At 69.2% G+C, this 24522-nt stretch carries 21 protein-coding genes; 11 read left to right on the top strand and 10 right to left on the bottom strand.

All coding sequences use genetic code 11. The features are described 5' to 3' along the window. The first annotated feature begins 22 nt into the window (after positions 1 to 22). Both SALPAC6_RS29295 and SALPAC6_RS29895 read left to right on the top strand, forming a co-directional pair. Entirely contained in the window at positions 23 to 619 is a 597-nt protein-coding gene (locus SALPAC6_RS29295) for a hypothetical protein (RefSeq protein WP_162561549.1), read from the top strand. A gap of 273 nt (positions 620 to 892) precedes the next feature. After that, positions 893 to 1168, top strand: a complete 276-nt coding sequence (locus SALPAC6_RS29895; RefSeq protein WP_162561550.1) for a hypothetical protein — start codon at positions 893 to 895, stop codon at positions 1166 to 1168. Between the two features lie 186 nt (positions 1169 to 1354). On the opposite strand, the gene SALPAC6_RS0102210 is transcribed toward SALPAC6_RS29895, so the two are convergent. Next, positions 1355 to 1591: a hypothetical protein gene (locus tag SALPAC6_RS0102210; RefSeq protein WP_018251818.1), complete on the bottom strand. Its 237-nt coding sequence runs from the start codon at positions 1589 to 1591 to the stop codon at positions 1355 to 1357. 255 nt (positions 1592 to 1846) lie between these two features. On the opposite strand from SALPAC6_RS0102210, the gene SALPAC6_RS0102200 reads away from it, so the two are divergent. The 3 genes from SALPAC6_RS0102200 to SALPAC6_RS0102190 all read left to right on the top strand — a co-directional run bounded on the left by SALPAC6_RS0102200 (position 1847) and on the right by SALPAC6_RS0102190 (position 6099). After that, complete coding sequence (locus tag SALPAC6_RS0102200) at positions 1847 to 4132, top strand: FG-GAP-like repeat-containing protein (protein WP_223874367.1); 2286 nt, start codon at positions 1847 to 1849, stop codon at positions 4130 to 4132. A gap of 570 nt (positions 4133 to 4702) precedes the next feature. Further along, the gene (locus tag SALPAC6_RS0102195) at positions 4703 to 5293 is read left to right on the top strand and encodes a hypothetical protein (RefSeq protein WP_026189250.1); all 591 of its coding nucleotides are present in this window, start codon (positions 4703 to 4705) and stop codon (positions 5291 to 5293) included. Between the two features lie 200 nt (positions 5294 to 5493). Beyond that, on the top strand, positions 5494 to 6099 hold the full coding sequence (locus SALPAC6_RS0102190; protein WP_018251814.1) for a class I SAM-dependent methyltransferase: 606 nt from the start codon (positions 5494 to 5496) through the stop codon (positions 6097 to 6099). 42 nt (positions 6100 to 6141) lie between these two features. Here the strand turns inward: SALPAC6_RS0102190 and SALPAC6_RS0102185 are convergent, their stop codons facing one another. After that, complete coding sequence (locus SALPAC6_RS0102185) at positions 6142 to 6930, bottom strand: TetR/AcrR family transcriptional regulator (RefSeq protein ID WP_018251813.1); 789 nt, start codon at positions 6928 to 6930, stop codon at positions 6142 to 6144. An 87-nt stretch (positions 6931 to 7017) separates the two neighbouring features. On the opposite strand from SALPAC6_RS0102185, the gene SALPAC6_RS0102180 reads away from it, so the two are divergent. After that, positions 7018 to 7473 (top strand): VOC family protein, encoded by a 456-nt coding sequence (locus tag SALPAC6_RS0102180; protein WP_018251812.1) that lies wholly within the window; start codon positions 7018 to 7020, stop codon positions 7471 to 7473. Between the two features lie 65 nt (positions 7474 to 7538). Further along, positions 7539 to 8237 (top strand): NADPH-dependent F420 reductase, encoded by a 699-nt coding sequence (npdG, locus tag SALPAC6_RS0102175; RefSeq protein ID WP_018251811.1) that lies wholly within the window; start codon positions 7539 to 7541, stop codon positions 8235 to 8237. A 162-nt stretch (positions 8238 to 8399) separates the two neighbouring features. Here npdG and SALPAC6_RS0102170 read toward each other — a convergent pair whose 3' ends face one another. The 4 genes from SALPAC6_RS0102170 to SALPAC6_RS0102155 all read right to left on the bottom strand — a co-directional run bounded on the left by SALPAC6_RS0102170 (position 8400) and on the right by SALPAC6_RS0102155 (position 12436). Then, positions 8400 to 8885 (bottom strand): hypothetical protein, encoded by a 486-nt coding sequence (locus SALPAC6_RS0102170; protein WP_026189249.1) that lies wholly within the window; start codon positions 8883 to 8885, stop codon positions 8400 to 8402. 196 nt (positions 8886 to 9081) lie between these two features. Then, complete coding sequence (locus SALPAC6_RS0102165) at positions 9082 to 9561, bottom strand: hypothetical protein (RefSeq protein WP_018251809.1); 480 nt, start codon at positions 9559 to 9561, stop codon at positions 9082 to 9084. Between the two features lie 78 nt (positions 9562 to 9639). Next, positions 9640 to 10485: a 3-methyl-2-oxobutanoate hydroxymethyltransferase gene (panB, locus tag SALPAC6_RS0102160; protein ID WP_018251808.1), complete on the bottom strand. Its 846-nt coding sequence runs from the start codon at positions 10483 to 10485 to the stop codon at positions 9640 to 9642. Positions 10486 to 10639: 154 nt separating this feature from the next. Continuing rightward, positions 10640 to 12436, bottom strand: coding sequence for an NAD+ synthase (locus SALPAC6_RS0102155; protein ID WP_018251807.1), 1797 nt, complete (start codon positions 12434 to 12436; stop codon positions 10640 to 10642). 205 nt (positions 12437 to 12641) lie between these two features. On the opposite strand from SALPAC6_RS0102155, the gene SALPAC6_RS0102150 reads away from it, so the two are divergent. After that, on the top strand, positions 12642 to 13991 hold the full coding sequence (locus tag SALPAC6_RS0102150) for a glutamine synthetase family protein (protein ID WP_033666331.1): 1350 nt from the start codon (positions 12642 to 12644) through the stop codon (positions 13989 to 13991). 185 nt (positions 13992 to 14176) lie between these two features. On the opposite strand, the gene SALPAC6_RS0102145 is transcribed toward SALPAC6_RS0102150, so the two are convergent. Further along, positions 14177 to 14671: a hypothetical protein gene (locus SALPAC6_RS0102145; protein ID WP_018251805.1), complete on the bottom strand. Its 495-nt coding sequence runs from the start codon at positions 14669 to 14671 to the stop codon at positions 14177 to 14179. 167 nt (positions 14672 to 14838) lie between these two features. Then, the gene (locus tag SALPAC6_RS0102135) at positions 14839 to 15768 is read right to left on the bottom strand and encodes a S66 peptidase family protein (protein ID WP_018251803.1); all 930 of its coding nucleotides are present in this window, start codon (positions 15766 to 15768) and stop codon (positions 14839 to 14841) included. Between the two features lie 26 nt (positions 15769 to 15794). On the opposite strand from SALPAC6_RS0102135, the gene SALPAC6_RS0102130 reads away from it, so the two are divergent. Further along, positions 15795 to 16589, top strand: coding sequence for a type 1 glutamine amidotransferase (locus SALPAC6_RS0102130; protein ID WP_018251802.1), 795 nt, complete (start codon positions 15795 to 15797; stop codon positions 16587 to 16589). After that, positions 16586 to 19633 carry a bifunctional [glutamine synthetase] adenylyltransferase/[glutamine synthetase]-adenylyl-L-tyrosine phosphorylase gene (locus SALPAC6_RS0102125; protein WP_018251801.1) on the top strand — a complete coding sequence of 1016 codons (3048 nt, stop codon included), beginning with the start codon at positions 16586 to 16588 and terminating at the stop codon, positions 19631 to 19633. Before SALPAC6_RS0102130 ends, SALPAC6_RS0102125 begins: the two co-directional genes overlap by 4 nt. Before the next feature lie 100 nt (positions 19634 to 19733). On the opposite strand, the gene SALPAC6_RS0102120 is transcribed toward SALPAC6_RS0102125, so the two are convergent. Next, a complete protein-coding gene (locus SALPAC6_RS0102120) occupies positions 19734 to 21356 on the bottom strand; it encodes a hypothetical protein (RefSeq protein WP_018251800.1) in 1623 nt (540 codons plus the stop codon). 108 nt (positions 21357 to 21464) lie between these two features. On the opposite strand from SALPAC6_RS0102120, the gene mptB reads away from it, so the two are divergent. Further along, complete coding sequence (gene mptB / locus SALPAC6_RS0102115) at positions 21465 to 22967, top strand: polyprenol phosphomannose-dependent alpha 1,6 mannosyltransferase MptB (RefSeq protein ID WP_033666315.1); 1503 nt, start codon at positions 21465 to 21467, stop codon at positions 22965 to 22967. A gap of 64 nt (positions 22968 to 23031) precedes the next feature. On the opposite strand, the gene glnA is transcribed toward mptB, so the two are convergent. Continuing rightward, positions 23032 to 24456, bottom strand: coding sequence for a type I glutamate--ammonia ligase (glnA, locus tag SALPAC6_RS0102110; RefSeq protein ID WP_018216482.1), 1425 nt, complete (start codon positions 24454 to 24456; stop codon positions 23032 to 23034). Positions 24457 to 24522 lie beyond the last annotated feature (66 nt).

The raw sequence follows: 24522 nt of genomic DNA, 5'->3' as shown, positions 1-24522 counted from the left end.
ATATCTAGCACAATTCAAACTCTTGAAAGCATCGATGTTCGCTGATGCGTTTGAGCACACATCCTCAAATGGAAAAGGTGAACGGATGCCAAAATGGCGAACAATGCTGACGGCTGCACCTATAGCCGTCGTCGTCCTCTTAGGTCTGGCTGCGCCCGCACAAGCGGCCGACCCGGATGGAGACGTGAAGCCGTTGGCGTGCGTCGAGGAGCACTCCTATGCCAGCATCTCGAATAAGGGTCAGACTCACTTCCGGCTGGGACCTGGCTACCAGAACTATAACGGCACGTCGAGCACGGCGACCGTTACCCTGACAGCCACTGTGGGTGGCACGGTGTCTTGGAGCGCATCCACCTCACTTGCAGTCAAGGGTTCAGTGCTGGTGGTTGAAGCCGAGGGAACCTTGGGGCTCAACCTCTCTACGTCCCTCACCGCGAGCGTCACGAACAGCATTCGGGTTACCGCGCGAGCAAAAACGACTGTTTACGGTGACTACGGCGTTTGGCGGCAGAAGGTATACGGCAACTACGGCATCCTATACCCGTCGTGCAACAGCCAGTCAGCGTGGGTGACCAGCTACTTGCCTGCCCGGGTAGGGTGGAATGTCTGGGGCGGATAAGCGAGGCTAGGGGCGTCGTCGGTCCTCATCGGACCGGCGGCGCCTTTGCGGCACCAGACACCACAACTAAGGAACTCAATTTGTATCTTCGGAAGCGCGGCAATATTGTCACTATCCTAGCGGCTTTAACGTGCATGGCTGCCATGGGGGGGGTGCGACCAGCCCAAAGACCCTGATGTAGAACAGTCGCCTACACCCGCTGCGACTGCGCCAAGTGCACCCTCGCCTCTACCCACGCCGGAAATTCCTCCCGCGCCCAACCCGCAATTGGGAATGAAGACTCTTTTGATCGCGCCTCCGACTAATGGAACAGCAGCAGTCGGTACGGTGCAGGCCGAAGCGGGCGTAATTTGGATAAATACCGATTGTATAGGCGGTCGGCTTGAAATCATCTTGAATAATGATCTTCGCCTTCCGATCGAATGCAACAAAACCGATCTAACTCCTTCCGGAAATCGCATTGCATACTCGTCTGCCCGCCAGCTTACGATCCGTGTTGAAGCTCCACAGGATGTGCGCTGGAACATGCGGATAGAACAGGAAGAGTGATTAAGAACCGCCTTGGACACGGCGAAAGTAGCGGGCGGTGGTGTCGAGACAGGTCGCTAAGTTGGCTAAGCTTGGTGCTGTAGCACTTCGCCGTCGCTAATGGGCTGTCCTGGTTGTTAGCTGTTCAGGAAAAAACTCGATCAGTCGAGCTTGCGCGGACAAAGTGTCGGGATTTCGGCGTTGGGGTTAGGTGGTCGAACCGACACGCATGACCTTCAACCCTTCCTTCTGCACGTAAACACTCCGCCTGGCGACGGCGTCTCCCTTACGGTCGAGTTGGTAGCCGTCGAGCCATACCCAGTGGTCGTAGGTGGGCCAATCGAGTACGCGGATGACTCGGAACATGATGGGGTTGATGAACTGGACGCTCGCGGCTCGGGTCAGATGTACGACATCCCCGGCCTTGGGGAGGGTTACCGCCATCGTCTGTTGAGTGCGCGGTATCGGCTCCCTGCACTGATTGAGGTAGACGCGCTAGGTGTGTATTTAGGCAAATTTCCGCCGATATAAATTTTGTCTAAAATTTTAGCTCTGGGTGATTTGCCCCAGCTTTCCCCGTGAGTGAGATGCTTTTTGGCGGGAGGCTACCCTTGGGTGTCGTTGATTGATGATCTATACGGTATTTGATAGTTTGGAGTAAAATTGTTTAGTAGATCTTCACGGGTCAGCGTTGGCGTCATGCTGGTGGTCGGGCTGGCCGCTGGCGTGCTGACGGGTAGCGCTGTATCTGCAGTCTCCGGCGGAGAGGAGGTCCCTGACGGAGAGGAGGTCCCTGACGGGGGGTATCCCTTTTCGGTCAAGGTGAACTTCGGTGAACTGCACAGCTGTACCGGTGCTCTCGTTGCCAGCCGATGGGTCGTTACAGCGAAATCCTGTTTTGCCGAAGGAGGGTCAGCGCCTGCTGAGGCTGTTCCCAGCCGTCCGACCAGCGTACTGGTTGGGCGAACCAATCTTGCCGGTAATGCGGGCCACCGCCTCGGAGTGACGACTCTGGTTCCGCATCCAACCCGTAATGTTCTGCTGGTTGAGCTGTCGGCGCCGGTCACTAATGTGATGCCAGTAGAATGGTCAACTGTCGCACCGTTGGCGCAGGAAACGCTGAGGGTTACCGGGTATGGCCGCACTGCGACCGAGTGGGTGCCCGACCGTTTGCATACCGCTACTTTTACGGTTTCCGAGGTGGCAGCCACGACAATCGGGGTCATCGGCACCTCGGCCGCAGCAACGATCTGTAAGGGCGACGGTGGTGGGCCAGCGTTTCGTGAGACCGAGTCCGGTGTCGAACTCGTTGCGATCAACAACACCAGTTGGCAAGGTGGCTGTCTCGGTGAGACCGAAACCCGGACCGATGCTACCCAGACTCGCCTCGATGATCTGGCCGACTGGTTCCGGGAGAGCACCCGCCTGCAGCCGTATGCATTGACCAACACGGTCACAGGAGAGTTCACGGGGGACGGCCGTGATGATCTGATGGCGGTCGAGCCGGGTACCGGCAAGCTCTGGCTCTACCCTGGGACCGCCACCGACCGGTTTTGGGACGACCGGATCCAGGTCCGATCGGATGTCAACTGGACCAACTACCGTGACTTTGCTGTCGGCCAGTTCGGCGGGGACGCCAACGAAGACCTGCTTGTCATCGAAACCGCTACCGAGAATCTCTGGCTGTTCCCCGGCGACGGTGCCGGAGGGCTCGGAGAACGGGTGCAGGTCGGCAGCGGTTGGCAAGGCAAAACCGACCTGGTCGCTGGCCAGTTCAACCGGGACGGCTACGACGACATCGCAGCGGTCGCGCGTTCCACGAACGAACTGCGGATGTGGCCGGGCAACGGTGCTGGTGGTTTCAGTGCGTCAACGCGGATTGGCAAGGGCTGGGGAGGCCTCACCGAACTGGTCGTCGGCCGCTTCAACCGGGACGGCTACGACGATATCGTGGCATTGGCGAAGGACACCGGTGATCTCCTGATGTATCCCGGTAGCGCCGCTGGCGGTGCAGTCTGGGGTCAGGAGATCACGATTGCCGGGGGCGGTAGCGCACATGGTTCGCTCGCAGCCGGCAAGCTCAATCCCGACGGTTACGACGACCTGATCGCCACCGAGCACGACCAGCTCTGGCTTTACCCCGGCACTGTGGCTGGCGGCCTGCTTGGCGAGCGGGTAGCACCGATCGGGCGTGTTCCAGTACTGCAGCCTCACGGGTTGTTGGAGGCGGTCACCGGCGAGTTCACCCGCGACGAGTACGCGGACCTGATCGGCGTCGAGAAGGGTACCGGCCGACTTTGGCTCTACCCGGGCACGGGCACCGGCCTGTGGGCTCCCCGAATCCAGGTGGGTACAGGCTGGATCGGGTTCCGGGATTTGACGGTGGGCCGGTTTAACGCGGACAGCTACGACGACCTGCTAGCCATCAACTCCAGCACCGGCGACCTTTGGCTATGGCCGGGCACGGAGAGCGGAACCGACTGGGGCTACAAGGGCACGGATCCTGTCGGATGGGGTTGGCATGGAAACGAACGGCTCACCGCTGGCCGTTTCGACGACGACGCCTACGACGACCTTGTGGCTGTAGATAAGAATACCGGCAAGCTGCGCATGTGGGCAGGGCGCGGCAATGCCACCTGGGCGACGAGCGTCGACCTCGACACCACGAACTGGAACATGCTTGGCGCTCTGGCGCGAGGCCAGTTCAACGACGACTCGTACGACGACTTGGTGGCGGTGGAGGAAGACACCGGAAAACTATGGTTGTATCCGGGCAAGGCCGGTGGCGGCTTCAACGACCGAGTTGAGGTCGCGAGCGGCGGTTGGGCCGAACGCGACGAACTCGTCTCAATTCGCTCCGATCAGGACGGGTATGACGCGCTGATTGCAGGCGCGTCGGCGAGCGGGCAGGTGTGGCTCTACCCCGCGACGACACCAGGCGATCCGGGGTGGGATGACCCAACCGAGTTCGGCCCAATTTTCTGATCTACGCGGCCGAGCGTATCCGGTCGGGTTCTGCGGACTTGGTCTGTTGATTTCGCCCGGAGGATGCTGGGGCCCGGTTCGTTGCCGAACGGGTGTTGCCTCCTGGTCTGTTTGTACGGCTGGGCGCGGGAGGTGCACCCGTTACGGTGCTACACCGGGCATATCTGGTTTTTGCACTCCATATCCCTATCTCGGGGGCGGACGGATTACAGTCGGATCTAGCCCAATTTGTAGATGTGTAACGGTCGAACATCATTACCATCTGGTCTATACCGGTTTGGGGTGTGGTCGGGGGCACGGTGGTGGTGGAATCTCGGTGGGCGTGGGGGCGTTACACCCTGCGTACGGCCGTGGAGGTGCCCCGCTCGGGCGGGTGACGCCGGGTGCGGGTCGCCGGGAATGATGGTGGCCGGTCGGTCGTTACATCTGGACCCGGCGCCGTGCGTGTGCCCCCGATGAGGCCCGCGGTCGCCGACCTCTTCTCCTTAGTTTCGTTGAGCGCCGGACGGTGCTCGCACCCACCCCGAACCCCCTCGGGTGTGGGGTGTCGACCCCCGAATGGAGCATCCCCTGATGAACACGATTCTGCGTCGTAGTGTGCTTGGTTTCGCTGGTCTGGCCCTGTCCACCGGTGTTGTCGCCGGCCCGCTGGCCACCCTCACCGACCCCACCCCCGCCTCGGCCTCGGCTTCGGCTGTGGTGCGGGCGGAGAAGCCGGACATGGGCACGCTGATCCCGCACGGCACCCAGGGCACGCAGTCGCGCATCGCCCTGGGCGATGAGCAGGTGTCGAACGTGAAGGCCATCATCGAGGCCACGAAGGCCGCCGGGATGGACGAGCGGGCCGCCGTGGTGGCGATCGCGACCAGTTTGCAGGAGTCGAAGCTGGAGAACCTGGGCCACCTGGGCGCGCGTAACGACCATGACTCGCAGGGCCTGTTCCAGCAGCGCCCGTCCAGTGGTTGGGGCAGCGTGGAGCAGATCACCGACCCGGCCTACTCCACCACCGCCTTCCTCAACGGTTTGAAGCAGGTCGAGGGCTGGCAGGACATGCCGTTGACCGAGGCCGCGCAGACGGTGCAGGTGTCGGCGTTCCCGTTCCACTACGCCCAGTGGGAGACCCAGGCCGCCGACCTCGTCGCCGAGCACTGGACCAGCTAACCCACCCGCACCACACACAAGACCCAACCCACGCAAGGGGGAAAGAAGCTGGTGGCCGGCACCCGAACCAGGGCGCCGGCCACCAGTCATATCTGGGCGAAGACCAGGCCCGCCACGGGTGGGAAGCCGCTGGTTGGGGCCGGGGTCAGCGGTGCCCGGTGCCGGACTGGGTGAAGGTCCCAGGGGATACGGTTGTCGTCATGGCAAAGCCGACCCGATGGGTGACCGACACCGGCCCAGAGCACTCCCAGTGGTATATCGACCGATTCCGTCGGTTGGCGGCGGAGGGGGCGGACCTCGCCGGCGAGGCCCGGCTGATCGACGCCCTGGTAGCGCCGGGCTCTCGGGTCCTCGACGCCGGCTGCGGCACTGGTCGGGTCGCGGCCGCGCTGGCCTTGCGGGGTCACACCGTGGTGGGTGTTGATGCCGACCCCATGCTGATCGAGGCGGCGGGGGCCGCCTATCCCGGTCCGCGCTGGCTCGTGGCCGACCTGGCGGAGCTCGATCTGGCCGCCGCCGACGAGCCGGAACCCTTCGACGCCGCCGTGATCGCCGGCAATGTGATGACCTTCGTCGCTGCGGGCACCGAAGCCGACGTGCTCCGCCGGATCGCGGCCCACCTGCGCCCCGACGGCATCGTGGCGGTTGGCTTCGGCACGGACCGGGGCTACCCGCTGTCGGCCTTCGACGAGGACTCGGCTGCTGCCGGGCTACGCCGGGAGCACCGTTTCGCCACCTGGGATCTGCGCCCGTGGCGGGAGGAGAGTGACTTCGCCGTCACTCTGCTCCGGCGCCCCGCCGAGTGAACATTCGGGATATCACCAGTAGTTGACCATCCTGGAGCAGCATCAGGACCTCCCTGATGCTGCGGGTGTTGCGCGTTCGATGAGGGCGGCGAGCCCGTCCAGGAGACGGCGGAGGCCGAACTCGTAGGCGTGGGCAGGGTCGTGGGCGCTGCCGTGCGCCGCGCCGGCGGCACTGCCGACCCGGCTGGCCAGCGGGTAGGCCGCGGGGTCGAGGACCCGGGCCAGCAGCGGCCCGGCGGCCGCCCACCACTGTTCGTCGGTCATGGTGGTGAGCTGGGCAGTGGCCCGGGCGTCGGCGGCGGCTCTGGCGTTGGTCTGGACGAAGCTCAGCAGGAGGGTCAGGCAGTCGTCCATCTCGACGTCGTCGAGGCCCAAGCCGTCCAGCGCGGTCAGTTCGTGCTCGTACTTGGCGATCGCGCCCGGTCCGAGCGGGGGCCGCAACGTGGAGACTGCGGCGGTCCACGGATGGGTCGCGAAGAGCGCCCGGTTCTCCTCGGCCACGGCAGTCAGCCGTACTCGCCAGGGTTGTCCGGTGGTGTCGGTGCGCGACATCCGGCCGTACGCGGCGTCGAGCATCACGTCGAGTAGCTCCGCCTTACCGGGCACGTACGTGTAGAGGGTCATGGGGGAGACCCGCAGCTCCTGGGCGACGCGACGCATGGTCAGACCGGTCAGCCCCTCGGTGTCGGTGACGGCGGTCGCCGCTTCGATCACCGTGTCCAGGTTGAGCCCCCGTTGCGGGCCTCGGCGCGCTGCGGTCGATGGCTCTCGCCAGAGCAGGGCGAGCGTACGCGTGGGGTCTCCGCTGCTGGTTACGTCAGGTGCACGCATAGTCATCTCCGCAATTTCTCCGTACGCTGTACAATGTACAGCGTACGACGTACGAGGTATTCGGATCATCGCGAGAAGGACTCTTCCATGAAGATCACCTCCACTGCCGTATCACTCAATGTCGAGGATGTCCCCGCCGCTGCCGCCTTCCTGACCGAGCACTTCGGGTTTCGTCAGGAGATGGCCGCGGACGGGTTTGCCTCGCTGACCCGCGACGACGCCGGTGTCCACGTTGTCTTCCTGCGGCGCGGACTCGCCACCCTCCCCGATGACCAGCGTGACGACCATGCCAGCGGTCTGATCCTGGCGTTCGTGGTTGATGACCTTGAGGGCGAGCTGGCGCGGCTACAGGCCGAGGGCGTCAGGATCACCATGCCGCTGACCACCGAGGAGTGGGGCGAGCGCGCCTTCCAGGTCCGCGATCCGAACGGTGTCATCGTCCAGCTCGTCGACTGGAACGGTGCGCCGGAGCCTGGTCCCGCAACGCGGAGTAGCGCCGCGACCACGGAGTCCGAACTGTGGACTCCGGTGGAGCGGGCCTGACCCCAGCGGGGATTGTCACAGCATCGACTGCTGCTCGTGCATCGGCGGTTTGCGAGGATGTTCGCATGGCTTACGACGCGAGCAACCTACCCGATGTGTCCGGGCTCACTGTCGGTATCGTCGGCGGCACGGGCGACCAGGGGCGTGGTCTCGCCTACCGGTTCGCCCGTGCTGGCCAGACCGTGCTGATCGGTTCCCGCTCGGCCGAGCGCGCTGCCCAGTCCGCTGCGGAGATCGCCGCCCTGCCGGGGGTGCCCGCTGGGGCGAGCGTCACCGGGGCCGCCAACGAGGAGGTCGCCCGGCGTAGCGATGTGGTGGTGATCGCGGTGCCGTGGGACGGCCACGCCAGCATCGTCGGCGCGCTCGCCGAGCCCCTCGCCGGCAAGATCGTGGTCGACTGCGTCAACCCGCTCGGCTTCGACAAGCAGGGCCCGTACGCCCTCACCGTGGCGGAGGGCAGCGCTGTCCAGCAGGCAGCCGCGCTGCTGCCGCAGTCCCGGGTGTGCGCGGCGTTCAACCACGTCAGTGCCCCGTTGTTGGCGGATCCGCAGATCGAGCGGATCGAGCTGGACGTGCTGATCTGCACCGAGGAGCGGGAACTGGCCGGGATCGTCGGTGCCCTCGCCGCCCGGATCCCCGGCATGCGTGGCATCTACGCCGGTCGCCTGCGGAACGCCCACCAGATCGAGGCTTTCACGGCGAACCTGATCGCCATCAACAAGCGGTACAAGGCCCACGCCGGCATCCGCGTCACCGACCTCTGAAGGTGGCGCGGGTCCGGACGCACCGGCCCTCCATTGGGGTGGCGTTCGGAGATTGGACGAAACGTGCGTGTGGCCCGCTGGGCTTCCAGCGGGCCACACGAATGTCCTACCGGGCCATAGTTAGCCGGCGGATGTCCGTCGGTTAGCCCCAGCTGCCGTGGGTCAGAAGTCGACCGAGACACCGACCGCCTGGCAGGCCTCAATGGCGGTGTCGGTGGCCTTGTCGAAGGCGGGGTTGTCGGCGGCTTCCGGGCTCGCGGCGGCAGCCGCCTTGCCGGCCTCCTCGCTGTACGCGGTCAGCGCGGCGGTGACCGCACTGTCGGCGTCTCCGGTGGCGGCGATGGTGGCGAACTCCGTCGCCAGCCCGGTGAAGATCTCCTGGAACATCTCCGTCGTCGGCTCCTCGCCCGCCGACACGGCGTCGAGCAGGGTTTGCTTGAGCTCCATGCTGGCCTTGTTGGCCGCTTCGCAGAGTTCCTTGTCGCCCTTGCCGGCGGCAGCCGCAGGTGGCGCCGAGGAGGAGGCCGTCGTGGGGTCGGTCGTCGGTGTCCCGGATGCCGTCGGCTCCGGGTCGTCTCCTCCGCAAGCGGTGAGGGCAAGGACAGCGGCGGGGACCAGCAGAGCCTGGAAGAGAGTTGTTTTACGCACGGAAGGGAATGCTACTCGGATTGATCCCCAATGGAGACCCGTCGGGGCGGTGAGCTCCGGGTAGGAGCCTGCTGCCGCCGGGTTGTGGGTGGACGTGGGCGATGAGTGTGTGTTCCGCCGGAATCCCGGCGGAGCACACGAGCGATATGGCTCTGGTCAGCCCACGGCTGCCTATGACCTGCCGATCAGGTCGCTATCATTCGATTTCGACGCCGACCTTCTGGCAAGCTTCGGTGACGACGTCGGCGGCCGATTCGAAGGCGGGGTTGTCCGCGCCTTCCATCAGGTTCGGGTCGGCAACCATCTTCTCGGCCTCCGCGCTCATCACCTGCATGGCGGCGGTGACCTCGCTGTCGGCGCTGCCGGTGGCGGCGATCTCGGTCATTCCCGTCGCCATCTCGCGGAAGACCTCAGTCATTGCTTCGTCCGTTGAGCCATCGGCGGAGGCGAGGGTCTGCATCATGCCTTCTTGGAAGGTCTTCAGGTTTGCCGCCAGCGCTTCGCAGACCTCCTCGTCGCTCTTGGCCGCAGCTGCGGCTGGGGCCGGCGAGGAAGCCGCTGAGGGGGAGTTCGACTCGGAGGCGGCCGACTCCGAGTCGTCTCCGCCGCCGCAGGCGGTGAGGGCGAGGACGGCGGTAGGGATCAGCAGGGCCCGGAAGAAACTCGTTTTCAGCACGATCGAGGATCCTACCTCTTTCCTCCTGAGTGGCTGGTCGGCGGTGGCCCGGTGTTGGCCGGGCCACCGCCAACCCGGTCAGAAGGTGTGCTCGGCGGTGGGGAAACCGCCGTCGCGGACCTCGTCGGCGAAGCGACGGGTCGCCTCGCCCAGGGTGTCGGCGAGGTTGGCGTAGCGCTTCACGAAGCGGGGCATCCGGCCGGTACGGAGACCCGCCATGTCCTGCCAGACCAGCACCTGGGCGTCGGTGTCCGGTCCGGCGCCGATGCCCACGGTCGGGATGGTCAGCTCGGCGGTTATCCGTTTCGCCACGTCACCGGGGACCATCTCCAGCACCACCGCGAAGGCGCCCGCCTCGGCGACCGCGTGGGCGTCGGCGAGCACCTCCTCGGCGGTGTCGCCCCGGCCCTGGACCCGGTAGCCGCCGAGGGTGTGTTCCCGCTGCGGCGTGAAGCCGATGTGCGCCATCGCCGGGATGCCGGCGCGAACGATCGCGGCGATCTGCTCGGCGCAGTGGCGGCCACCCTCGAGTTTGACGGCGTGGCAACCACCCTCCTTCATGAACCGCACGGCGGTGCGCAGGGCCGCGGTCGGGCCCTCCTCATAGGAGCCGAACGGCAGGTCGCCGACGACCAGCGTCTGCCGGGTGGCCCGGACCACGGCCCGGACCAGGGGCAGCAGCTCGTCGGGGGTCACCGGCAACGTCGTGTCGTAGCCGTAGACGTTGTTCGCGGCCGAGTCACCGACCAGCAGCACCGGGATGCCGGCGGCGTCGAAGATTCCCGCCGTGTACTGGTCGTACGAGGTGAGCATCGCCCACCGCTCGCCACGCTCCTTCGCGGCGAGTAGGTCACGGGCGCGGACCCGTCGGGTCGCCGGTCCGCCGTAGAGGGCGGTCACCTCGGCGGGGCTGGATTCCAGCATGGTTCTCTCCTTCCTCGAGGCCGCGTACGCGGTCCCCGGGCTCTGCCGCGATCGTCGCACCGCACGGCGGGGTAGCGGCAGGGGGCAGTGCAGGATGTCACTCCCCGGTCGTTCACCCGCCCCGGCCGGAGCCCTCGCCCCGCCCCCGAGCCACTCATTCGCCCCCGAGCCGCCCGGCTGCTCCGGCCGCTCGGCCGTCCTCGCGCCAGCGGTTGGTGATCGGCAGGCGGCGGTCCCGCCCGAAGGCTTTCATCGATATTTTCGTACCGGGAGCGGACTGGCGCCGCTTGTACTCGGCGGTGTCCACCATCCGCAGTACCTGGTCCACGAGCGCCGGGTCGTGGCCGGCCTCGATCAGCCCATCCCGTCCCAGGTCGCCGTCGATGTAGCCGATGAGGATCGGGTCGAGCAGGTCGTACTCCGGCAGTGTGTCCGAGTCCAGCTGGCCGGGGCTCAGCTCGGCTGACGGGGGCTTGCTGATCGAGCTCTCCGGGATCGGTGGGGTCTCGCCGCGGCGGACCGCCTCGCCGTTTCGCCACCGGGCGAGCTGCCAGATCAGGGTCTTCCAGACGTCCTTGACCGGGTTGAAGCCGCCGACCGAGTCGCCGTACAGGGTGGAGTAGCCGACCGCGAGTTCGCTCTTGTTGCCGGTGGTCAGCACCAGGTGGCCCTCCTGGTTCGACAGGGCCATCAGGATCACCCCGCGGACCCGGGCCTGGAGGTTCTCCACCGAGAGGCCGGAGAGGGAAAGGTTGGCCAGGAACGTGTCGACGATCGGCTGGATCGGCTCGACCCGGTAGTCCAGTCCGGTGCGCTTGGCCAATTCCGCTGCGTCTTCCCGGGAGTGCTCGGAGGAGTGCTGGCTCGGCAGCGACACCCCGACCACCCGGTCCGCGCCGAGCGCGTCAACGGCCAGGGCCGCCACCACCGACGAGTCGATGCCGCCGGAGAGGCCGAGCACCACGGAGCGAAAGCGGTTCTTGTCGACGTAGTCACGCAGCCCCAGCACGAGGGCCTGCCACACCTCCGCCTCGTCGGCCGCGGGTTCGAGGAGTTCCCCGACCGCCGACTTGTCGGTGGTGGCGGCCGGCAGCGACCCGATGCAGTGGTGGAGCACCCGCATCCCGTCGGCCAGCTCGATGTCGGCGGGCGGACCGTCGGCGGCGGCGGGGAGATGCACGTCGTGTACCAGCAGGTGCTCGACGAATTGCGGCGCCCGGGCGAGCAGTTCCCCCTCCGCCGTCACGATCATGGAGTCGCCCTCGTACACCAGCTCGTCCTGGCCGCCGACCATGTTGACGTACGCAATGGTGGCCCCGGCCTCGGCGGCCCGGCGGCGGACCAGCGGTAGCCGGACGTCGTCCTTCTTCAGCTCGTACGGCGAGCCGTTGATGTTGATCACGAGGCCGACGTTCGCCTGCCGGGCGGCGGCGAACGGCCCCCCGACCTGCCACAGGTCCTCACAGATGGTCAGCGTGACATCGACTCCGCCGACCCGCACCACGGACAGCGTCTCGCCCGGCACGAAGTAGCGGTCCTCGTCGAAGACGCCGTAGTTCGGCAGGTGGTGTTTGAAGTAGGTGGCCACGGTCTTCCCGTCGTGCAGTAGGGCCGCCGCGTTACGCGCCCCATGCCCCGGCTCGGCGTCGCCGTTGACCTGTGGTGGGCCGTCCGCGTCCAGGTAGCCGACCACCACTGGCAGGTCGCCCAACCCATCCGCGGCGAGGTCGGCTGCGAGCCGTTCCAGCGCTGCCTTCGACGCTTCCATGAAGGAGCGGCGGAAGACCAGGTCCTCGACCGGGTATCCAGTCAGGGTCAGCTCCGGGAAGGCGACCAGCTGGGCGCCGGCGTCGGCGGCGCGTCGGGCCCATTCCCGAATGATCGTGGCGTTGCCGACGAGGTCACCGACGATCGGGTTGACCTGGCAGAGTGCGAGACGCAGGGTGGTCATGTCCCTATCTTGCCGCAGCCCTCCGAGCGGGGGACGGCGCGTGCTGGGAGAGGTGCTCCCAGCACGGTTGTGGCGGGGGTCGGACAGGCCGGTGCGGGCGTGGGAAGGTCGCGTAACGTCGGCGTAACGAGGCCGGTGGAGACTGATCGGTCAGGCCGGGTCGTTCGCGGGCCGAATGCGGACAATAGGGTTGTGAGGGGTGGAAGTGGACCGTCAGCAGGAGTTTGTCCTCCGTACGCTGGAAGAGCGGGACATCCGGTTCGTCCGGCTGTGGTTCACCGACGTGTTGGGCACGCTGAAGAGCGTGTCGGTGGCCCCCGCGGAGTTGGAGTCCGCCTTCGAGGAGGGCATCGGGTTCGACGGTTCGGCGATCGAGGGTTTCGCCCGGGTCGTCGAGTCTGACATGGTGGCGATGCCGGACCCGACCACCTTTCAGGTCTTCCCCTTCGAGGGCGGGGTCAGCGGTGAGAGCGCCCGGATGTTCTGCGACATCCTGCTCCCCGACGGTAGCCCGTCCTGGGCCGACCCGCGTCACGTGCTGCGTCGGGCGCTGTCCCGGGCAGCGGAGAAGGGCTTCACCTACTACACCCATCCAGAGATCGAGTTCTACCTGCTGGAGGATGGGGTGTCCGACGGCTCGGTGCCGATCCCGGTCGACACCGGCGGCTACTTCGAGCACACCACCCACGCGGTCGCCCGGGACTTCCGCCGCCAGGCGGTACTCGCCCTCGAACGGATCGGCATCTCCGTCGAGTTCAGCCACCACGAGGTCGCTCCCGGTCAACAGGAGATCGACCTGCGCTACGCCGACGCGCTCAACACCGCCGACAACATCATGACGTTCCGGCACGTGGTCAAGGAGGTGGCGCTCTCCACCGGCGTGCAGGCCACCTTCATGCCGAAGCCCTTCACCGACCAGCCGGGCAGTGGCATGCACACCCACCTCTCACTGTTCGAGGGGGAGCGCAACGCGTTCCACGACGTCGGTGACCCGATGAAGCTCTCCAAGGTCGCCCGCGCGTTCATCGCCGGCCTGCTGGTGCACGCCCGGGAGTACACGGCGGTCACCAACCAGTGGGTCAACTCGTTCAAACGGCTGTTCCCGCAGGCCCTGCCGAACCGGGTCACCGAGAGCCCCGCGTACGTCTGCTGGGGGCACCTGAACCGCTCCGCGCTGGTCCGGGTCCCCGCGTACGGTAAGCCGAACTCGGCCCGGGTCGAGGTCCGGTCGCCCGACTCGGCGACCAACCCCTACCTGGCCTTCGCGGTGATGCTCGGCGCCGGCCTCAAGGGCATCGAGGAGGGGTACGAGCTGCCCCCGGGCGCCGAGGACGACGTGTGGTCGCTGACCAGCGCCGAGCGCCGGGCGATGGGGTACGAGCCGCTGCCAGAGAACCTCGCCGAGGCGATCGACGTGATGGCCGGCTCCGAACTGGTCGCCGAGGTGCTCGGCGAGCACGTCTTCGACTTCTTCCTACGCAACAAGCGGTCCGAGTGGGAGCAGTACCGCCGCGAGGTCACCCCGTACGAGCGGCAGCACTACCTCTCGCTCTGATCTCCGGCCCCGGCTGGTCCTGCTCCTGGCGTCGGCCCTGCGCGCTGGCCCGGTTGTCGTCGGATCCGACCGGGATCCGACGATGACCGCGGTGCGGGCGAGGTGGGCGGCTCGTTCCCGCGAAAAGGCGGCGCACCGGGTTACCGGCGCGCCGCCCGTGAAGTCCGCCGTCGGGGCGGGGCGAACTACTTACCCGCGGAGCCGCCCGGTCCGCCTGGTCCGCCGTGCCCGCCGGGGCCCCGGAGGACGCCGGCCTCGGCCGCCGCGGTGATCGCGTCGGCCTGCTCCTGGGTGAGCGTGCCATCCTCGACCGCCTGCGCCAGACGCTGCGCGAGCGCCTCCTGCCGGTCAGCGGAGTCCGGGCGCTCGCCCCGGTCGCCCCGCTCGGGTCGGTCGGCCGCCCGCTGTTCGTGCAGCTCCTTCAGCGCCGTGGCTACCCTGTCCACGTCAACGCCGAGCTTCTCGGCGAGCGCCTCGGCGAACGCGGCCTGCCGGTCGGAGCGCTTCTGCTCCTTGTCGGTGCCCTTCTCCGCGTCGGTGCTGGTGCTGGTGCTGCTGCTCGGGGAGGGCGAGGTGTTGTCAGCGGCCATGGCCATGGTCGGTGCGGCCACGCCGACGCCGAGCACGCCCGCCGCGGCGAGCCCGGCCAGCAGGTGCTTCCTACGAATCGTGCGGGACATGGTTATCCTCCAACTCGGCAGGGTGGTGCGGTACGCGATCGACAGTGACCGCGCTCGCTGGAGGAACACCGTGGCGAAGCTATGAGCCAGCTGGCAATTGTGGGCGACTGCCCGGGGCGGTCGGTGAACCGACCACCGCTGTGGCGGGTCGGCGGTGGACAGCCGGGTCAGCGGACAGCCGGGGCGACGGTGAGAGTGCCGGCGTCCGCGTCCAGGGCCGCCTCGGTGCCGACCGGAACGGTGAGCTGGCCCACCCCGTGCCCGATCGGTAGCCCACCGAGTATGGGGATGCCGAGGTCCCCCAGGCGGTCGGTGAGCACATCGGCGACGTCAACCGCCCACCCGTCGGCGCAGTCGGTGAACTGCCCGACCGCCACCGCGGCCAGCCCGGCCAGCACCCCGGCCCGGCGAAGTTGGGTGAGCATCCGGTCGATCTTGTAGGGGGGCTCCTGTACCTCCTCGAGCAGCAGCACCGCCCCGGTCAGATCCGGCAGGTCAACCGTGCCGATCGACGCCACGATCAGGCAGAGGTTGCCACCGAGCAGCCGGCCGCTGGCCCGGCCCGGGACCCGGACCCGGAAGGTCTCCTCGTCCTCCCGGGCGGCCACCGTCACCGGTTCGGTGGTGGTCAGCGCGGCGTGCAGCGACTGCGCGGAGTCCAACGCCGTCCGTTCGTCCCGCCACGCCGCGCCGGGGCCATGTAGCCCCGCCAACCGGGCACCCCGCCAGAGCGCGAACTGGAGGGCGGTGATGTCGGAGAAGCCGGCCACCACCTTCGGGTCCCGGCGTACGGCTGCCATATCGATCGCGTCCACCATGCGCTGGGCACCGTACCCACCCCGGGTGCAGATGATCCCCCGGACGGCCGGGTCAGCGAACGCGGCGTTCAGGTCCGCCGCCCGCAGCTCGTCGGCGCCGGCGAGGTAGCCCCGCCGGGCGTACGCGTTCGGGGCGGGCACCGGCCGCAGACCCCAGCTGGTCAGCAACTCGATGCCACGGGCGACCCGCTCCGGCCGGGTGGGCCCGGATGGCGACACCAGGAGCACGGTGTCGCCCGGACACAGCGCGGGCGGACGGAGTACCTCGTCGGTGATCACAACAGTCGAGCCTAATCAGCCTTCCGGTGGTCGTACGGGATAGCCTCGACGGCGTGGCAACCGCGTTGGTGATCGAGAATGACCCGACCGAAGACGCGCGTCGGCTCGGGGAGTGGCTGACCGAAGCCGGGCTACGGCTGCACGTAGCCCGGCCGCACGCCGGCGACGAGCTCCCAGCTGACCTGGACGGATATGCGGCGCTGGTCGTCCTCGGCGGCGGGCAGCAGGCGTACCCACTGCCCGACGGCGAGCCGTCGGCATCCTGGCTCCCGCAGGCGGAGGCGTTGTCGCGCAAGGCGGTCCGGCACCGGGTACCGACCCTGGCGATCGGCCTCGGCGCGCAACTGCTCGCGACGGCGCACGCCGGGACGGTCGAGCGCAGCCAGTCCGGGCCGGAGGTCGGTCCCGCGGTGGTGGGCCGCCGGGACGCCGCTGAGACGGATCCGCTCTTCCGGTACGTGCCGTTGATCCCGGACGTGTTCCAGTGGCACGCCGACGAGATCACCGAGCTGCCGGTCGGGGCGACCCTGCTGGCCGCCTCCACCCGCTACCCGCATCAGGCGTTCCGCCTCGGCGACCGGGCCTGGGGTCTGCAGTTCCACATCGAATGCGACACCGCGATGATCGCCGACTGGGTGGCGGATCCGACCCTGCTCGCCGAGCTGGGCTACGACCCGGAGGTGGTCGTCGCGGCCTGCGCCGCGGTGATGGTCGATGTCGAGGAGGTCTGGCAGCCCTTCGCGGCGCGGTTCGCCGCCCTGGCCCGCGGCGAGCTCGACGAGGGGACCCGCCGTAGCCTGCCGCTGCTCGGGCACGAATGAACCGGCCGACCCGGGCCGCGGGACGGCTCGCCCGCTACGGCTTCGGCACCAGCGACAACAGCGCCCGCGCCGGTGACCTGCTCGGCCCCACGGGCCTGGCGCTCTGGCAGCCGGAAACGCAGGAGCCCGTGGACCAGCGGGCAGCGGAGCTCCTCGCCGCGCTGTCTCGGGCCGCCGATCCGGACCTGGCGCTGCGCCAGCTACACCGGCTGGTGGAGGCCGAACACCGGGCCGCGGGAGCCGGGGAAGCAGCCAATGGCGCTGACCCGGTGGGGATCGGTGCCGCATCCGGGCTCCTCGCCGACCTGTACGACGACCCGGGGCTGCGGCGGCGGTTGGTCGCCGTACTCGGCGCCTCCTCGGCGCTCGGCGACCACCTGGTCGCCAACCCGGGCCAGTGGGCTGACCTGCGGAGCACCGCGGACGGACTGGCACCCATCGCCGACGGCCGGCTCCAGCTGACCGGCGGGGACGGCTCGATCGCCCGGCTGCGGTCGGCGTACCGGCTGGCGTTGCTCCGGATCGCCGCGGCGGACCTGACCGGTAACCGGGGTGTGGAGCAGACGATGGCCGCGCTCTCCGCGCTGGCCGACGCGACTCTCACCGCTGCCTACGACCTCGCGCAGGGTGAGCTGCCGGAGGGTACACCCCGGCCCCGGCTGGCCGTGGTGGCGATGGGCAAGTGCGGCGGCGGCGAGTTGAACTACGTCTCCGACGTCGACGTGATCTTCGTCGCTGCCGAGGACGACGACCTTCCCGCGGCAACCGCGATCGCCACCCGCCTGATTCACGTCTGTGGCCTGGTCGCCTGGCCGGTAGACGCCGCGCTGCGCCCCGAGGGGAAGCGGGGCCCGCTGGTGCGCACCCTCGCCAGTCATCTCGCCTACTACCGGCGGTGGGCCCGGACCTGGGAGTTTCAGGCACTGCTCAAGGCACGGCCGGCGGCCGGTGACCTCGCGCTGGGCCAGGAGTGGATTGACCAGCTCGCACCGCTGCTCTGGCGGGCCGCGGAGCGGCCGGAGGCGGTTGAGGACGTCCGGGCCATGCGGCGCAAGATCATCGATCACATTCCGCCGGCGGAACAGGAGCGCGAGATCAAGCGCGGCCCGGGTGGGCTACGCGACATCGAGTTCGCGGTGCAACTGCTGCAACTGGTGCATGGTCGGGTCGACGAGGCGCTGCGGGTGCCGGGCACCATTCCCGCCCTGCGGGCGTTGGTCAACGGCGGTTACGTCGGGCGGGTGGACGGGGAGGCGTTGCTGCGCGGCTACCACTTCCTGCGGGCCGTCGAGCACCGGCTGCAGTTGCAGGGGCTGCGTCGCACCCACACCGTACCCACCGACCCGGACTCGTTGCGCTGGTTGGCGGGGGCGCTCGGCTATTCGGCGGTACCGGGACGCAGCGCCGTCGAGGCGTTCCGGGTCGAGCGGGTCACCCACGCCACCGAGGTACGCCGGCTGCACGCCAAGCTGCTCTACCGGCCGCTGCTGGAGTCGGTCGCCCGGGTGCCCGCCGACGGGCTGCGACTCACCCCGGCGGCGGCCCGCAACCGGCTGGAGATCCTCGGCTTCGCGGACCCGGCAGGGGCGCTGCGCCACCTGCAGACCCTCACCGGCGGGGTCAGCCGCACCGCGGCCATCCAGCGCACCCTGCTGCCGGTGATGCTCAGCGAGTTCGCGGACGCTCCCGAGCCGGACCGTGGGCTGCTCAGCTATCGGAAGGTCTCCGAGAAGCTCGGCAGCACCCCCTGGTACCTGCGGCTGCTGCGCGACGAGGGGCCGGTCGCCCGCCGGCTGGCGCGCGTGCTCTCCTCCTCCCGGTACGCAACCGACCTGCTCGCCCGCGAGCCGGAGGCGCTGCGCCTACTCGCGCAGGAGAGTGAGCTGGCCGCCCGGCCCCGCACGGTGCTCTGCGAGGGCTTCGTGGCGGCGGCGGCCCGACACGCCGGTGACCCGGTGGAGGCGATCCGCGCGGTCCGTGCGCTGCGCCGCCGGGAACTACTCCGCCTCGCCTGCGCCGACGTGCTGAGCCGGGCCGGCTCGCTGGCCCCGTCGCCCCCCAGCGTGCAGGGGCGGGCCGCTCCGGCCCTGACCGACGTGGGCGCGGTCGGTACCGCCCTGGCGGATGTCACCGACGCCACCCTGGCCGCCGCCCTGCGCGCCGCCCGGGCGTCCCAGCCGCTGATGCCGGGTCTGCGCTTCGCCGTGATCGGCATGGGCCGGCTCGGCGGGTACGAGTCCAACTATCTCTCCGACGCCGACGTGCTCTTCGTCCACGATCCGCCGGCCGGGATGGATGAGAGCACGGCGAGCGCCGCCGCGCGGGCGGTCGCCGAGGAGCTACGTCGACTGCTCGGGATGCCGGCGCCCGACCCGGCGCTCGGCGTTGACGCCGACCTACGCCCCGAGGGGCGGCAGGGGCCGCTGGTCCGCAGCCTCGCCGCGTACCAGCAGTACTACGCCCGCTGGTCGCGGGTGTGGGAGGCGCAGGCGCTGCTGCGGGCCCGGTTCGTCTGCGGTGACGAGGAACTGGGCGCCGAGTTCCTGGCGATGGTCGACCCGATCCGCTATCCGGCGGCCGGCCTGACCTGGGAGCAGGTCGTCGAGATCAGGCGGATCAAGGCACGGGTCGAGACCGAGCGGATGCCCCGGGGTGCCGACCCGGCCACCCACACCAAGCTGGGCCGGGGCGGGCTGGCTGACGTCGAGTGGGCGGTGCAGCTGTTGCAGCTCCGGCACGCCGGGCAGCTTCCGCGGCTGCGGGGCACGCGTACCCTCGATGCCCTCACGGCGGCCCGGGACGCGGGCCTGGTGGACCCGGACGACGCCGCGGCGATGGCAGCCGGCTGGACCCTCGCCGCGCAGGTCCGCAACGCCTTGATGCTGGTGCGCGGTCGGGCTGCTGATCAGCTTCCCCGGCACGGGGTGGACCTGGCGGGGGTGGTTCGGCTCCTCGGCCGCGACGATCCGGGTGAGTTCCTCGACGAGTATCTGCGTACCGGTCGCCGTTCCCGCGCCGCCATGCAACGCGTCTTCGAGCTCTGAGGACCGCCCCCGGCATGCCGGGGGCGCAGCAGACCCGGCGGCGTCGGGCCGGGCGAGCGGCGGCACCGGGATGCTGCTGCTGGCGGTGGTCTCGTTCTCCTCAGCTGCCGAGAATCCACACCCCGGCGCGCGGGACGGTGACAGCGGTCCACTCGCCGTCCGCCGTGACGGTGCCGCCGGCAGCGGTCAACCAGCGGCTGTGTCGGACCCGCACCGGGACCGTGGCGGGCCCGTCGGTCCGGAACGTCACGCTCGCGCCATCGGCCCGCAGGATCGTGCCGGGGGCGCCGACCAGGGGTGTCGGCTCGACCACCGCCCAGACCCGCCAGTGCGGGTCGGACCACACCTCGCGCAGGTAGGGCAGGCCGTTGTGGACCAGCTCCGCCTCGGCCCGGCCGACCCAGGACAGCGGCGCGTCGGGTACGGCCACGAACTGCACCGCGTTCGCCAGCAGCCAGCCGTGGTAGGTCTGGGCGGTCAGTGGAACCCCGGTGCCGGTGGCGCCCGGCACCGTGGTGAAGAAGAGCGGATTACGGTCGATGTCCGCCTGGCGCAGCCAGCCCCGCGCCAGCGGGATCTCGCCCAGCGCCGCCGACTCCCGGTAGGTACGCGTCGGTGGGATCTCCACCCGCCCGGTGAGCTGTTGGGTGGCGAGGAAGTCGCGCAGGGGAGCGTAGTAGACGGGGCGGGCGGCCGGGTCGGTGGTGCTGCGCAGGTCCGCCGGGACGACCGGTGGCTGCCACCAGAACACGGCGGCGAGCAGGACAGCCAGGGTGAGTCCGCCGCTGACCCGCCGGCGCAGCCCGGCGCTGCCGGCGGGAACGGGTCGGGCCGGCCAACGGGGGTGCGTTCCCTCGCCGGTGTGCCTCGGCAACCAGCGGCCATCACCGACGGTTGCGGCGGCGGCGAGCAGGGGGAGCGCGAACATCGCCGACAGGCGGGTCGCGTTCAGGCCGACCGGGGTGTGCAGCAGTGCCGCCGCGAGCACCCCGGCCGCGGCGAGCAGCGCACCGATCCGCACCGGCCGGTACGCCACCAGCGCCGCCACCAGCAGGCTGCTCCCCACCGCCCGCACGGTGTCGGTGCGGCTGATGTTCATCCAACCGCCGTCGCCGAAGAGCAGAGCGGTGAACCCGAGCGGCAGCGCTGCCGCCAGCCCCAGGGTGAGGCCGTCAAGGTAGCGGCGGCCGAGCAGCAGTGCGGCACCGGCCAGCCCGACGAAGAGCCCGGCCACCGGACTGGTCGCGGCGGCCAGCAGCGCTCCCGTCGTGGCCGGCACGAGTCGTCGTCGCCCGGCCGGCAGCGTGAGAGCGAGGAGGGCGGCGAGGCCGAAGGCCACCCCGAGCCCGTACGTGACCCGGCCGGCGACCAGGTTGCCGGCGAAGCTGACCACCCCCACCAGGGCGCCGGTCAACGGCCGGGGTACGTCAACGCGGCACAGCAGGGCAGCGAAGGCGACGGTTGACGCCACCAGTGCGAGCGCCCCCGTCGCCCGGACGCCGAGCAGCGCCATCACCGGCTGGGAGAGCAGGCTGTAGCCGAACTGGTTGACCCCGCCGTACCACCGCAGGTCGACCGGGGTGGCGCCGTGGGCGGCGAAGAAGTCGGCCCGCGCCACCTGGGCGGCGAGGTCCGAGCCCATTGGCGGCAGCAGCAGGTAGGTCCCGCCGAGCACCACGGCCAACGCGGCGGCCGTCGCCACCACCGTCCGGGTGCCCCGCATGCTTACCTCCGTATCCGCGCCCACCGTACTGGCAGCATGTTCTACCGTGTCTATCCACCTCGTCGCCGGGACCGGTGCGACGACGCTCCCCACCGCCGGGGTGCCCCGGTGACCGGAGCAGGCGTGCCTCCGCGTGGGGCCGTGCGGACACCGGTTCGGGCGGTAGCGCTCCGGTACGTCGGTTTCGTCGGTGCGGTGCTGCTGGCCGTCGCCGGGTACGTCGGGGGAGCGCTGCCCGGTGCGACCCTCGAGCGGGTGTGGCACGCCGCCGACGGTCCGTTGACCGTTCTGCTCTGGCTGGTCGGCACCGGCCTGCTGACCGGCGCGTGGTGGGCGCTGCGGCACGGTACGCCGTCGACGGGGTGGGCGTACCGCACCGCCGGGCTGTGGTCGATGCCGATGCTCGTCGCGCCACCGCTGGGTAGCCGGGATGTCTACTCGTACGCCTGTCAGGGTTGGGCATACGGGCAGGGCGTTGACCCGTACGCGGTCGGGGTGGCGGTGGCGGGCTGTCCCTGGGTGGATGCGGTCGCGCCGATCTGGCGGGACACGCCCGCGCCGTACGGGCCGGGCTTCCTGTTGCTCGCCGCGCTGGCGGTGGCGTTCGGCGGTGAGTTGGTCGGCGTGGTGGTGGTCTTGCGACTGATCGCGGTGGCCGGGGTGCTGCTCGTCGCGGTGTGTCTGCCCGGGTTGGCGCAGGCGGCGGGGGTGCCGATTCGGCGGGCGGTCTGGCTGGCGCTGGCGTGCCCGTTGGTGGGGGTGCATCTGGTGGCGGGCGCGCACAACGACGCGGTGATGCTCGGGCTGCTGCTGCTCGGCCTGCTGGTGGTGGTGCGGTTCCCGGGTCGACCGTGGCCGCTGGTGGTGGCGGGGGCGCTGCTCGGGCTGGCGGTGGGGGTGAAGGCTACTGCGGTGGTGGTGCTGCCGTTCGCGGCGCTCGCCGCGGTGCTCGGTCGGTTCACCATGCGGTCGGTGCTGCGCGATGGTGGCTGGCTGGCCGTGGGCACCCTGCTCGCCCTGGGGGGTGTGTCGGTGTTCTCCGGCCTCGGCCTGGGCTGGGTGGGCGGGTTGCGCCGCAGCGGCGACCTGGAGCAGTGGACATCACCACCCACGGCGGTCGGCATGGTCCTGGACTACGTCGGTGAGCTCTTCGGCGGGCGCCCCGTGGCGGTGCCGGTGGTCCGGACGTTGGCGTTGGCGTTGCTGGTGGTGGTCCTGGCGGTGCTGTGGTGGCGGGCCTGGTCAGCCCTGCGCGCGCTGAATGACGTCCGGCGGCGGGTGGTCCGGCTGGAGGCGGCTCGGCCCCGGGTGGCCCTGCTCGGTGCCGGCCTGGCGCTGGTCGCCACGGTGGTGCTCGCCCCCGTCTTCCACCCCTGGTATGCGACCTGGCCGTTGGTCCTGCTCGCGGCGGCCGCGACGCGGACGACCTGGTTCGTGCTGCCCTGCGCGGCGGCGGCTTTTCTCACCATGCCGGACGGCACCAACCTGGCCCGGCTGGTGAAGGCGCCGGGGGCGCTGGTGATGACCGGGCTGGTGGTGGCGGCTGCCGGGTGGGGGGTACCGCGGCTGTGGCGGTCCCGGGCCAGCCGGGCCCCGTTCTCGTCGCGCTGAACCAAAACCGGCCCGGGTTGCCGCCGCAACATGCGGCGGCAACCCGGGCCGGTCGCTGCAGGGTTCAGCAGTCGAAGTACATCGCGAACTCGTGCGGGGTCGGGCGCAGCCGCACCGGGTCGACCTCGTTGGTCCGCTTCCAGTCGATCCAGGTGGAGATCAGGTCCGGCGTGAAGACGCCGCCGTCGAGCAGGTAGTCGTGGTCGGCCTCGAGGGAGTCGAGCACCGCCGGCAGCGAGCCCGGCACCTGCTTGACGTCGCCCCACTCCTCCGGCGGCAGGTCGTACAGATCCTTGTCGATCGGAGTCGGCGGCTCGGTCTTGTTCTTGATGCCGTCGAGGCCGGCCATCAGCATCGCCGAGAAGGCCAGGTAGACGTTGGCCGACGGGTCCGGCACGCGGAACTCGACCCGCTTGGCCTTCGGGTTGCTCCCGGTGACCGGGATGCGGGTGCAGGCGGAGCGGTTGCGCTGCGAGTAGACCAGGTTGACCGGCGCCTCGAAGCCCGGCACCAGCCGGCGGTACGAGTTCACCGTCGGGTTGGTGAAGGCCAGCAGCGACGGTGCGTGCTGCAGCAGACCGCCGATGTACCAGCGCGCGGTGTCGGAGAGGCCGGCGTAGCCGGTCTCGTCGTAGAAGAGCGGATCACCGTTCAACCACAGGCTCTGGTGGGTGTGCATGCCCGAGCCGTTGTCCCCGAAGAGCGGCTTCGGCATGAAGGTGGCGGTCTTGCCGTTGACCCAGGTCTCGTTCTTCACGATGTACTTGAAGAGCTGGAGCTGGTCTGCGGCGTGCAGCAGGGTCGAGAACTTGTAGTTGATCTCAGCCTGGCCGGCGGTGCCGACCTCGTGGTGCGAGCGCTCCACGGTGTAGCCGGCGTCGATCAGCCTACGGACGATCTTGTCGCGCAGGTCGGCGTAGTGGTCAACCGGCGGTACCGGGAAGTAGCCGCCCTTGTACGCGGTCTTGTAGCCGCGGTTGCCACCCTCCTCGTCGCGGCCGGTGTTCCACCAGCCTTCGACCGAGTCGATGTAGTAGTACGACTGGTGCGCCGAGGTCTCGTGGCGGATCGAGTCGAAGATGTAGAACTCGGCCTCCGCACCGAAGTAGGCGGTGTCGGCGATGCCGCTGGCCGCCAGGTACGCCTCGGCCTTCTTCGCCACGTTCCGGGGGTCGCGGGAGTAGGCCTCGCGAGTGAACGGGTCGTGGATGAAGAAGTTGAGCGCGAGGGTCTTCTGCGCGCGGAAGGGGTCGATGAACGCGGTGGCGACATCCGGGAGCAGGAGCATGTCCGACTCGTGGATCGCCTGGAAGCCGCGGATGGACGACCCGTCGAATGCGAGGCCGTCGGTGAGGAGTTCATCGTCAATCGACTCGGCGGGCAGGTTGAAGTGCTGCATCACGCCGGGCAGATCACAGAAACGTACGTCGACGAACTTCACGTCCTCGTTTTTGAGGTAACGCAGGAGTTCCTCGGGATTGGCGAACACTCGTCCTCCTGGCTCGTCCACTGAAGTGGCTAGGCTTCTGGCGACGCTATGACCGAGCGGTTGCCC

This window comes from Salinispora mooreana, from assembly GCF_000379065.1.
In the GTDB taxonomy this organism is placed as follows: domain Bacteria; phylum Actinomycetota; class Actinomycetes; order Mycobacteriales; family Micromonosporaceae; genus Micromonospora; species Micromonospora mooreana.
This window is presented reverse-complemented; position numbering and strand designations above follow the sequence as displayed.